5 protein-coding genes are annotated in these 11,907 nt (G+C 69.4%); 3 read left to right on the top strand and 2 right to left on the bottom strand.

Translation table 11 applies throughout. The annotated features are described in order from the left end of the window. The first annotated feature begins 189 nt into the window (after nucleotides 1-189). The 3 genes from JEQ17_RS46385 (at nucleotide 190) to JEQ17_RS46395 (ending at nucleotide 5,180) form a co-directional block, all read left to right on the top strand. The gene (locus tag JEQ17_RS46385) at nucleotides 190-507 is read left to right on the top strand and encodes a hypothetical protein (RefSeq protein WP_200400956.1); all 318 of its coding nucleotides are present in this window, start codon (nucleotides 190-192) and stop codon (nucleotides 505-507) included. A gap of 515 nt (nucleotides 508-1,022) precedes the next feature. Then, a complete protein-coding gene (locus JEQ17_RS46390; RefSeq protein WP_200400957.1) occupies nucleotides 1,023-3,296 on the top strand; it encodes a M4 family metallopeptidase in 2,274 nt (757 codons plus the stop codon). Between the two features lie 210 nt (nucleotides 3,297-3,506). After that, complete coding sequence (locus JEQ17_RS46395) at nucleotides 3,507-5,180, top strand: tetratricopeptide repeat protein (protein ID WP_200400958.1); 1,674 nt, start codon at nucleotides 3,507-3,509, stop codon at nucleotides 5,178-5,180. A 45-nt stretch (nucleotides 5,181-5,225) separates the two neighbouring features. Here JEQ17_RS46395 and JEQ17_RS46400 read toward each other — a convergent pair whose 3' ends face one another. Together JEQ17_RS46400 and icmF are read right to left on the bottom strand one after the other, a co-directional pair. Then, entirely contained in the window at nucleotides 5,226-8,351 is a 3,126-nt protein-coding gene (locus JEQ17_RS46400) for a discoidin domain-containing protein (RefSeq protein WP_200400959.1), read from the bottom strand. A 270-nt stretch (nucleotides 8,352-8,621) separates the two neighbouring features. Next, nucleotides 8,622-11,852: a fused isobutyryl-CoA mutase/GTPase IcmF gene (icmF, locus tag JEQ17_RS46405; RefSeq protein ID WP_200400960.1), complete on the bottom strand. Its 3,231-nt coding sequence runs from the start codon at nucleotides 11,850-11,852 to the stop codon at nucleotides 8,622-8,624. Nucleotides 11,853-11,907 lie beyond the last annotated feature (55 nt).

Below are 11,907 nucleotides of genomic sequence, written 5' to 3' on the forward strand. Positions count from 1 at the left end.
CTCAAACGGGGTTCCGTATCGAACCACTGTCCGGGCGCACGACGTGTTCGCATTCCAGGCGGAAGGCGGGGAACGTGGAGTACATGGGAGTCGGGAGCACTGCACGCGAGTCGGGCGCACGAGCCATGCCGTCTGCCCGCCCGGCCAGTGAAGCCCCCGACGGACCGGGCATCCTCGTAAGGAGTTCCAGTGACCACGTACGTCATCACCGTTCCCGGCACGTTCGTCCGCAGCGTCTCCGACGCCGCGCGCTCCGACATCGAGGACAGGCTCCGGCCTCGTGATCCGCAGAACACGGACCTGGGCGAGAGCGAGGAACTGAGCCTGCTGACCGTCGAGGAGGGCGGCATGTTCTCGGCCAGGATCGAGGTCGAGGCGGCGGACCGCTCCAGCGCCGAGAGCGAGGCGGTGGGGCTGGTGTCGAAGGCCCTGCGCGACAGCGGATTCGCCGAAGACGATGCCCCGTTGGGGCAGGCGGTCGTGACCGGCATCGACAGCGAGTTCTGAACCGGCACAACCGGGCACAGCCCCACACAGCCGGGCAGGCACCCGCACCGCAGCCCTTACCCGCGCCGAAGACCGTACCCGCACGGAAGCCCACAATCGCGCCGAAGACCGAACCCGCGCCGTAGGCCCAGCCGACGCCTGCCCTGCGCCGAGCGGATCAGCCCTCGCGCAGCGGCCGAAAGTGTCCGTCGGCGGTGATGAACTCACAGCAAGCAATGGTCAATTCAAGCCGTTGTCTTGTCACTTCCATGACAAGCCTGTGCGAGTGGTGTCACTCTGCTGTGGAACATTCACTGTTCGTTCACATCGTCGCACCTCTCACACCTCCCACGTCCCCCACTCGTACATCCCCGCACACTCACGTCGCACGCGTCTCCGCGTCCTCGGACGCCTTCGCGTGACGGCTCGTGCGGTGCTCCTTCCCGCTCCACCCCCCATTCCGGGCCGGCCGCACCCAGCCGGTCCGCTCGCCGTCGGCCCTCACCAGGGGCCGGCTGTCGCAGGAGGAGAAGACCTTGTCCGGGTATCACCGTTCCACCCACCGGCGCAGACGCGCCGCGGCCCTGGCCCTCACGACCGCGAGCTCTCTGCTCGTCCTCGGAGTCCAGTCCGGACCCGTGTCCGCCGCACCCGCGGATCCGGGTTCCTCGAAGATCACCGCCACACCGCGTGCCGGTGCGGCGCAGACCGAGCTGTCACCCGCCAAGCGCGCCTCGCTCCTCAAGAGCGCGACCGCCAACGCAGGCGACACGGCCGAGCAACTCGGCCTCGGCTCCCGGGAGAAGCTCGTCGTCAAGGACGTCATCAAGGACGCCGACGGCACGACCCACACCAGGTACGAGCGCACCTACGCGGGACTCCCGGTCCTCGGCGGTGACCTGGTACTGCACCTGAAGAACGGCCGGACCACCACGTCCAAGGCCACCCGTGCCACCATCGCGGTGCCCACCACCACGCCGAAGATCTCCGCGGCCCGCGCCGCCACCAAGGCGCTCGCGATCGGCAAGGCGGCCGACGTGGAGCGGTCCGAGGTCGAGGGCAAGCCCCGGCTCGTCGTCTGGGCCGCCGCCGGGTCCAAGCCGACCCTGGCCTGGGAATCCGTCGTCGAGGGATTCCAGGAGGACGGCACGCCCAGCGAACTGCACGTCGTCACCGACGCGGCCTCCGGCAAGGTCGCCTCGAAGTACGAGAGCGTGCACACCGGCACGGGCACGGGCCAGTACAACGGCTCGGTCCCGATCGGCACCACCGCATCCGGTTCGTCGTACCAGATGGTCGACGGGGACCGCGCGGGACAGCGCACGTACGACCTGAACCAGGGAACCTCCGGCACCGGCACACTCTTCACGGATGACAACGATGTCTGGGGCGACGGCACCCCGGGCAACCGGCAGACCGCCGGTGTTGACGTCGCCTTCGGGGCTGCCGCGACCTGGGACTACTACAAGAACGTTTACGGCCGCAACGGCATCCGCAACGACGGTGTCGCCGCCTACAGCCGCGCCCACTACGGCAACAACTACGTCAACGCCTTCTGGCAGGACTCCTGCTTCTGCATGACGTACGGCGACGGGGCGGGCAACGCCAAGCCGCTGACCTCGCTGGACGTGGCGGCCCACGAGATGACCCACGGCGTCACCAGCGCCACCGCCAACCTGACGTACTCGGGGGAGTCGGGCGGCCTGAACGAGGCGACCTCCGACATCTTCGCCGCGGCGGTGGAGTTCAACGCCGGGCTGGACGCCGACGTCCCCGACTACCTGGTCGGCGAGAAGATCGACATCAACGGCAACGGCACCCCGCTGCGGTACATGGACAAGCCCTCCAAGGACGGCCAGTCCCGCGACAACTGGGACGCCTCGCTGGGCAGCATCGACGTCCACTACTCCTCCGGTCCCGCCAACCACTTCTTCTACCTGCTGTCCGAGGGCAGCGGAGCGAAGACCGTCAACGGCGTGAACTACGACAGCCCCACCGCCGACGGTGTCCCGGTCGCGGGCATCGGCATCGAGAACGCTGCCCGGATCTGGTACCGGGCGCTGACGACGTACATGACGTCGTCGACCAACTACGCGGGCGCCAGGGTCGCGACCCTGCAGGCCGCGGGTGACCTCTTCGGTGCCTACAGCGACACCTACCTCGCCGTCGCCGCCGCCTGGGCGGGCATCAACGTCGGTGACCGCATAGCCCTGGGTGTCAACGTCTCCCCGATCGACGACCAGACCTCCGGTGTCGGCCAGGAGGTGTCCCTGCAGATCGAGGCCTACACGACCAACGCGGACGCGACGCTGACCTACGAGGTCACCGGCCTGCCCGACGGTCTGACCGCGAGCGACGGCGGGCTGATCTCCGGGGTTCCGACCACGACCGGCACCAGTGACGTCACCGTGAAGGTGACCGACAGCACGGGTGCGACCGTGTCGGACACCTTCGAGTGGCGGGTGGCGTACGTCTACGGCAACTCCACCCGGGTCGACATCCCCGACGTCGGTGCCGCGGTCGAGTCGCCCATCACCATCACGGGCCGCTCGGGCAACGCCTCGGCGACCACCGAGGTGTACGTCAACATCGTGCACACCTACCGGGGTGACCTGACGGTCGATCTGGTCGGCCCCGACGGGACCGTGTACTCGCTGCTGAACCGCAGCGGCGGCTCGGCCGACAACGTCAACCAGACGTTCGTCGTGGACGCCTCGGCGCAGCCCGTCGACGGCACCTGGAAGCTGCGGGTGCGTGACGTGGCGTCGATCGACGTGGGCTACATCCAGCAGTGGAGGATCACTCCCTGACCCACCGCCCGCTCTCACGCCCGTCCGGACCGCGCCATGGTCCGGGCGGGCGTTCGGGTCGTACCTTCCGGTCGTACGTTTCGTAGCGTCCGGTCGTACGTTCCGGTCGCCCGGTATCGCTGTGGCGTGTCGGGTATCGCCTCCGGCCTCGGTGGTAGAGATGTCCCTCGGGGGCTTCGGCCACGGAGGCGGCACAGGAGAGGCGGACCGATGGACTACTACGATCTCGGCACCCACAGGCGGCCCGTGACGACATCGTCCCCCGAGGCCCAGAAGTGGTTCGACCGCGGCCTGGTCTGGTCGTACGCCTTCCACCACGAGGAAGCCGTCGCCTGCTTCGAGGCGGCCGTGGCCGCGGATCCCGACTGCGCCATGGCCCACTGGGGCATCGCCTACGCCCTGGGCCCCAACTACAACAAGCCCTGGGAGTTCTTCGACGGCGAGGACCTGGCCCGTACCGTCGACCGCACCCACGCCGCCGTCGAGCTCGCGCAGCGGAAGGCGGCCGGAGCCACCGCCGTCGAACAGGCGCTGATCGGCGCGCTCCGGGCCCGCTATCCGCAGGCGGACGCGGTCGAGGACTGCTCGGTGTGGAACGAGCCGTACGCCGACAGCATGCGCGCCGTGTACGAACTCGCCCCCGACGACCTCGACATCGCCACGCTCTACGCCGACGCGCTGATGAACCTCACCCCGTGGCAGCTGTGGGACCTGCGCACCGGCGAACCGGCCGAGGGCGCGCGCACGCTCGCCGCGAAGGCGGTCCTGGAACGGGCGATCGCCACCGAGGCAGGGGCGCGGCACCCCGGCGTCCTGCACATGTACATCCACCTGATGGAGATGTCCTCGGTCCCCGAGACCGCGCTGCCCGTCGCGGACCGGCTGCGCGGCCTGGTCCCCGACGCCGGCCACCTGCAGCACATGCCCACACACCTGGACGTGCTCTGCGGCGACTACCGGCGCGTGGTGTCCGACAACAGCACGGCGATCGTCGCCGACGAGAAGTACCGCGCTCGGTCCGGAGCGATGAACTTCTACACGCTGTACCGCTCTCACAACTACCACTTCAAGATCTACGGTGCGATGTTCCTCGGGCAGTCCAAGACCGCACTGGAGACGGCCGCCCAGCTCGAAGCCTCCATCCCGGAGGACCTGCTGCGGGTGCAGAGCCCGCCCATGGCGGACTGGCTGGAGGCCTTCCTCGCCATGCGGGTCCACGCGCTGATCCGGTTCGGCCGCTGGTCCGACATCGTGGAACTGCCGCTGCCCGCCGACCCGAAGCTGTACTGCGCGACGACCGCGATGCTCCACTACGCCCGCGGTGTCGCGTTCTCGGCCACCGGCCGGATCGAGGAGGCCGAGGCCGAACGCGAACTGTTCCGCGAGGCCGTCACCCGCGTACCGGAGACGCGGATGTTGTTCAACAACACCTGCGCCGACATCCTCGCGATCGCGTCGGCCATGCTCGACGGCGAACTGGAGTACCGCAAGGGCAACCACGAGGCCGCCTTCGCCGCCCTGGAACGGTCCATCGAACTGGACGACAACCTCCCCTACGACGAGCCGTGGGGCTGGATGCAGCCCACCCGTCACGCGTACGGCGCCCTCCTCCTCGAACAGGGCCGTGTGGAGGAGGCCGAAGCGGTCTACCGGGCCGACCTGGGCCTGGACGACACGCTTCCGCGCGCCCTGCAGCACCCGGGCAATGTCTGGGCCCTGCACGGCTTCCACGAATGCCTCGTCCGGCTGGGCAAGACGGGGGAGGCGGAGATCGTGGCCCAGCAACTGAAGATCGCCACGGCCTTGGCGGACGTACGGGTTGAGGCGTCGTGCTTCTGCCGCCTCGAAGCGGTCAACGGCGGTGCCGACGGCGGGTGTTGCTGAAAGGGCGAGGCACGTCCTCGCCCACCTCGGAAGTGTTCGCTGCGGTCACTCCTGCGCAACCGTGAGGGCGACGAGTGAGGCAGGGCGCGCGGCTGATGTGATGACCCGTAGTGCCACGTAGCGGGCGGTGCGGTCGGCGCGCAGGACGCCACGCGCAGACAGTCGCGCCGCGCCACTGTACGTACGGCCGTCCAGGCTGAACTCGACCTGGGATGCCGGGGCATGACCTCCTCGCCACTGGGTCCGGATCTCGGTGATGTGCTGTTCGGCACCCAGGTCGACGACCATGCGACCGTCGGGACCGGGCGACCACGCGGTGCCCGCGTCGCCGTCGACCGCGGCCCTGGGGTCCGTCATACCGGGCGGCAGCGGTGCGGTCGGGAAGGTGGTGCGCCCGAGTGCCAGGTCGGCGAAGGGGTACGCCTTGGCGCGCGGCACGGTCACGGTGGTCGTGCGGCCCGCCCGGACCGTGGCGTTGACACTCCTGCCCTGTGCCGAGACGGTGACGTGGCAGGAGGGGCCGGTGAGCCGTACGGTGCGGCCGTCACGCACCTCGGCACGGAGCCCGACAGGAATGCGGCCGCCGGACAGGACGATGCGCGCAGGCGCCAGGGCCGCGGAGGCGGCGGACAGTTCGGCGTGGAAGGCCGTGCCCGATTCGGTGACGGTCTGAACGCCTTGGTAGAGGCGGATTCCCTCGGCACGCGAACCCGGGATCGTCACGGTGGTGGTCACCGGGTCCGAGGAAAGGTTGAACAGGCTCAGGTGGTGATCGGTGAGGGCCGCCTTCACCTGAGCGGACTGCGTCGAGGGTGTCTTGCGGGCGGCCGCGGTACGCAGTTCCTCGGGCGTTGCGCCGGGGAGTGCCTCGATGAGCACGCTCTCGGCCGGACCGTCGGAGAGGACGACCGTGTCGCCGTACACGGAGATCGGGTTGGCGCCGCCTCGCACGAGGAGACCCGCGCGGCCGTCGATGTCCAGCCATCCGCCGCGGCTGGTGAGGTCCGGCCGCGGCCAGGAGACCAGGTCGGTCCACTGCTGCCCGTCGACCGATCCCTGTATCCGGTACGCACGGCCCGCCGCGGCCTCCCAGCGAAGCGTCACCCGGTCCACGTCCCGGGACGCGCCCAGATCGACCGCGATCCAGCTGTCCGCCCGTGGACGGTCCGCGCGCGACACCGCCCAGCGGCTGGTGGCGTTGCCGTCGACGGCGAGCCTGGGCTCCCTGCCCGGGTCGAAGGAGGAGGCGGAGGCTGCCGAACCCGCCTCGCGCGCAAGATCGGGGCCCGAGGCTCCGTCACGTATCTCGAAGGCGTACAGCGAATAGCCGTACGACGGGTCGGGGCGCACTCCGAGCATGCGCAGATGACGGAACCCGGCACGCGGAAACGTGAGTTCGTCGACGCGCGGGCCGGCGGACGTGCCAACGCTCCCGGCCACGACCGTCGTGCTTCCCTCGGCCGCCCCATAGGTGCGCTTCCCGTCCAGCCCCGGCATCCCGGGCATGGTCAGGTTGCGCACCTCCAAGTGGCCCTCGCCGTACGCCGTCCCGGAGGTCGCGTATACGACGGCGCCGGACGGCAACGTGGTGAACCCCGCGTATCCGCGGTCCAGCGTGAGCAGGCTCGCGCTGCCGTCGAACCCGTCCCGCGGTCGCGAGTAGGTGACGACCGAACGCCGGGTGACCTTGGCGCCGGTGCCCGGCAGGAACATCGGTGTCGAACCACTGAGTGCGAACAGCCAGTCGTCGTGGGCCGGTTGCCAGGCGAACTTCACGAAGCCGGACTTGCTGACCGCACCGGACCACGCGCCCGGTGACTGATGGGAGACGAGGCCGGGACCGGGGCCGTAGTCGGTGACGCCGCTCGCCTCCTCGAAGAGCTCGCGCCGTGACAGGGGACGCACGGGCGCCTTCCCCGACCGGGCCCGCCACTCGTGCAGCAGGTAGCTGATGGCCAGTTCGGCCCGGGCCTCCGGCTCGTACTTGGACTCGCCCGAGAACTTCGCGAGACGGTACTGCGGCGGGTACTCCTGATACGCCTCCAGGCGCTCGGCCAGGGCCACTTCACAGCGGGCCGCCGCACGGTCGCCGACGACCTGGGCCAGGAAGGCGAGCGGAATGACGTCCCGCCCGTAGAGGTGCTCGCGATCGGCGACCATCGGCATCAGGGGCTCGCCCGCGTCGCTCATCACGCCGAGCAGGGTGCGCCACAACGGCCCGGCGTTCGGCTGTGCGGTGAACACCTCGGGCAGAGCGCGGCCCGCGGCGAGGAAGTGGGCGCTGTTGCGTCCCGAAGTACGCCAGAGCTCTTCCTGATAGTGCGGGCCGAACGAACCGTGGTTCTCGACGATGAACGTGTCATAGAGGTTCTGCGCGGTGTTCGCGCTGACGGCGACGCCGTCCACGCGGGCCGGGTTGGCGAGGTCGGCGGCAGGCAGCCCCGCCTCGTTGCGGCTCCACCGGCCGAAGGCGGCGTGCCATGCCTCGTACCGCGGATCGTCGCTCGCCCAGGCCAGACCGGGGGCCAGTGACTGCGTGTAGACCCCCATCTCCTCCAGCTTGGTGTCGCCTTCGAATCCGCCACTCAGGCCGTGCGGGGTCCAGTCACCGGAGTCGGGATCGTCGCCCGTGCCCAACTGCGTGGTGAACTGCGCCTGTTCGCGGGCGATGGTGTCGATGTTCCTGCGCGTCGCCTCATCGAGGTCGTCCCACAACAGACGGGCCGCGAGCACGAAGTACGACTGGAACGTGGTGTCCCAGAACAGTCGCCGCCCCCACTTGGTACCGCCGGTCAGCCGGTTGGATGCCGCGAAGTGCTTCACGGTGGCGATGGTCCTGGCGCGCAGGGTGTCCTTGTCGACTCCGGCCCGCTCGGCGTCGTACGGGCCCCGGGTCAGCAGGACGGCGTTGCCGAGTACGACGGCGAAGCCGAAGTCCCTGTCGGTGTAGTGGCCCTGGGCCGGGTCCCATTGCTGTTCCGACCACCGGGTGTGGGAGAGCAGGACACGGTAGTACGTGTGGGAGACAGGGTCCTCTCCTGGGGCGGCCGCGGTTGTCGCGGCGGAGGCCGGGCCCGGACCCAAGGCGAGCGGGAGGCCCGTCACGATGCCGGAAGCGCCGAGGAGTTGCATGGCTCGACGGCGTGTGAACCCCACGGCGCGCTGCGACATCTACGCAACCTTTCGACAACGTTGTCAGAGTGTGCGGTCATTCTGTGGTCGTCCCGCGCGCACGTCAATACTCTCGGAGTCCCTCACAGCACTCGGCGGGCCGCGTGCGACGATCGCCGCACGCCCGCCTTCGGTCCCGGTTGGGGCCGGCTCTTCCCCGACCTGGTCCGTGTGTGCCGTACGTGGACGCGACGGCGCCTCGCCCTACGTCGCGGGCCGAACTGCTCGACCCGGCCGCGTGGCGAGGCGCTTGACGGGAAGGGGGCCGGGTCAGACGTTGCGGCGGTACTGGCCGCCGACCTCGAAGAAGGCGTCGGTGATCTGCTGGAGCGAGCAGACCCGTGCGGTCTCCATGAGGACGGCGAAGACGTTGTCGCCGCTGACGGCCGCGTCCTTGAGGGCGGACAGGGCCGCGTGGGCCGGGTCGCGGTGGCGGGACTGGTAGTCGCGCACGCGCTCCAGCTGGGACTGCTTCTCGTCCTCGGTGGCGCGGGCCAGCTCGATGACGACGGGTTCGGCGGTGTCCGCGTGCGGATTGCGGAAGGTGTTGACGCCGATGAGGGGCAGGGTGCCGTCGTGCTTGCGCTGTTCGTAGAGCATCGACTCGTCCTGGATGCGGCCGCGCTGGTAGCCGGTCTCCATGGCGCCGAGCACACCGCCTCGCTCGCTGATCCGCTCGAACTCCTGGAGGACGGACTCCTCGACCAGATCGGTGAGTTCGTCGATGATGAACGAGCCCTGGAGGGGGTTCTCGTTCATGGCCAGGCCCCATTCCCTGTTGATGATCAACTGGATGGCCAGGGCCCGGCGGACGGAGTCCTCGGTGGGGGTGGTCACGGCCTCGTCGTAGGCGTTGGTGTGCAGGCTGTTGCAGTTGTCGTAGATGGCGATGAGCGCCTGCAGGGTGGTGCGGATGTCGTTGAAGTCCATCTCCTGGGCGTGCAGGGAGCGTCCGGAGGTCTGGACGTGGTACTTCAGCTTCTGGCTGCGCTCGTTGGCCCCGTACTTCTCCTTCATCGCGACGGCCCAGATCCGGCGGGCGACCCGGCCCAGGACCGAGTACTCCGGGTCCATGCCGTTGGAGAAGAAGAACGACAGGTTGGGGGCGAAGTCGTCGATGTGCATGCCCCGCGCGAGGTAGGCCTCCACATAGGTGAAGCCGTTGGCGAGGGTGAAGGCGAGCTGGCTGATGGGGTTCGCCCCGGCCTCGGCGATGTGGTAGCCGGAGATGGACACCGAGTAGAAGTTGCGGACCTTGTGGGCGATGAACCACTCCTGGATGTCGGCCATCATCCGCAGGCTGAACTCGGTGGAGAACAGACAGGTGTTCTGCCCCTGGTCCTCCTTGAGGATGTCGGCCTGCACCGTGCCCCGCACGTTCGCCAGTGCGTGCGCACGCAGCTGGTCCGTCTCCTCGGGGGAGGGGTCACGGCCCTCGGCCGTACGGAACCTCTCGACCTGCTGGTCGATGGCGGTGTTGAGGAAGAACGCGAGCACGGTGGGGGCCGGGCCGTTGATCGTCATCGACACCGAGGTCGTCGGAGCGATCAGGTCGAAGCCGTCGTAGAGCGTCTTCATGTCGTCCAGGGTCGCGACCGACACGCCGGACGTGCCGACCTTGCCGTAGATGTCGGGACGCTCGTCCGGGTCGCGGCCGTAGAGGGTGACCGAGTCGAAGGCGGTGGACAGTCGGGTGGCCGGCTGGCCCTCGGACAGCAGCTTGAAGCGTCGGTTGGTGCGGAAGGGATCTCCCTCGCCTGCGAACATCCGCGCCGGGTCCTCACCGTCGCGCTTGAAGGGGAACACCCCTGCGGCGAACGGGAAGTGGCCGGGCAGGTTCTCCCGACGCCAGAACCGCACCAGCTCCCCGTGGTCGGTGAACCGGGGCAGCGAGACACGCGGGATCTTGTTGCCCGAGAGGGACTCGCGGGTCAGCTTGGTACGGATCTCCTTGTCCCGCGCCTTCACGACCAGCTCGTCGCCGGAGTAGGAGGCCACGACGGCGGGCCAGTTCGCGATCTGCTCCCTGATGTCCTGCGGGAGCTGCTTGCGGGCGCCGTCGAGGAGCGACTGGACGTTGCCCGCCTCGGAGCCGGCCGCGACCAGTTCGCCCTCGACGGACTCCAGGCGCTGAACCCGCCGGGCAGCCTCGGCCAGCAGCTCGGTGGACACGTGGTACCCGCGGACCGAGTCGGTGATCTCGGCGAGGTAGCGCACCCGGTCCGCGGGAACCACCTGCCGGATGCCGGAGGAGTGGCGCACGTCGACCGGCGCCAGCGTGCCCTCGGAAAGCGGCAGCCCGTGCTCGGCCAGCGCCGCCTTCACGTACTGGTAGAGCGCGGTGACACCGTCGTCGTTGAACGTGGCCGCCGAGGTGCCGAGCACCGGCATGTCCTCGGGCCGCTTCCCGAACGCCTCGCGGTTACGGACCAGTTGGCGACCCACGTCGCGCAGCGCGTCCTTGGCGCCGCGCCGCTCGAACTTGTTGATCGCCACGACGTCGGCGAAGTCGAGCATGTCGATCTTCTCCAACTGCGAGGCGGCGCCGAACTCCGGCGTCATCACGTACAGCGAGGTGTCGACGAACGGCACGATCGCAGCGTCGCCCTGGCCGATGCCCGGTGTCTCCACGATCACCAGGTCGAAGGCGGCGGCCTTGACCACGTCGATCACCTCGGACAGGTGCGCGGGCAGCTCGTGGCTGCCGCGGGTGGCAAGGCTCCGGAAGAAGATCCGGTTCCCGTCCAGGGAGTTCATCCGGATCCGGTCACCGAGCAGCGCACCGCCGCCACGGCGCCGCGTCGGGTCGACCGCGATCACCGCGATCCGCAGCTTGTCCTGCTGGTCGAGACGGAACCGGCGCACCAGCTCGTCGGTCAGCGACGACTTGCCCGAGCCGCCGGTGCCGGTGATGCCGACCACCGGCGTGCTGCGCGCGGCCCCGGCGGCACGCAGCTGCTCCAGGAAGTCCGGGGGCAGCTTGCCGAGCTCCGCACCCGTGATGGCGCGGGCGATCGCGAACCGGTCGCCCGCGAGTACGGCGGCAGCGTCGGTCGGCTTGCCGTCCCAGAGGTCGAAGTCGCAGTCCTTCACCACCGTGTTGACCATCCCGGCGAGGCCCATGCGCTGGCCGTCCTCCGGGGAGAAGATGGTCACGCCGCGGTTGCGCAGCCGGGTGATCTCCTCGGGCACGATGACGCCGCCACCGCCGCCCACCACGCGCACGTGCTCGGCCCCCTGCCGGCGCAGCGAGTCGACCAGGTACTCGAAGTACTCCACGTGCCCGCCCTGGTAGGACGAGACCGCCACACCGTGCGCGTCCTCCTCAAGGGCCGCGTCCACGACCTCCTGCACCGACCGGTTGTGTCCGAGATGAATCACCTCGGCCCCTTGGGACTGGAAGATCCGCCGCATGATGTTGATCGAGGCGTCATGCCCGTCGAACAGCGCCGACGCGGTGACCAGACGGATGGGGTTCGCGGGGCGGTGCAGGTCGCTCATGGGGGCCTTCCCAGACAGGTCAGGGGAACGCTGACTGATTAAATAGTAGGACGTC

Origin of the sequence: Streptomyces liliifuscus (assembly GCF_016598615.1) — a bacterium.
GTDB classification, from domain to species: Bacteria; Actinomycetota; Actinomycetes; order Streptomycetales; family Streptomycetaceae; genus Streptomyces; species Streptomyces liliifuscus.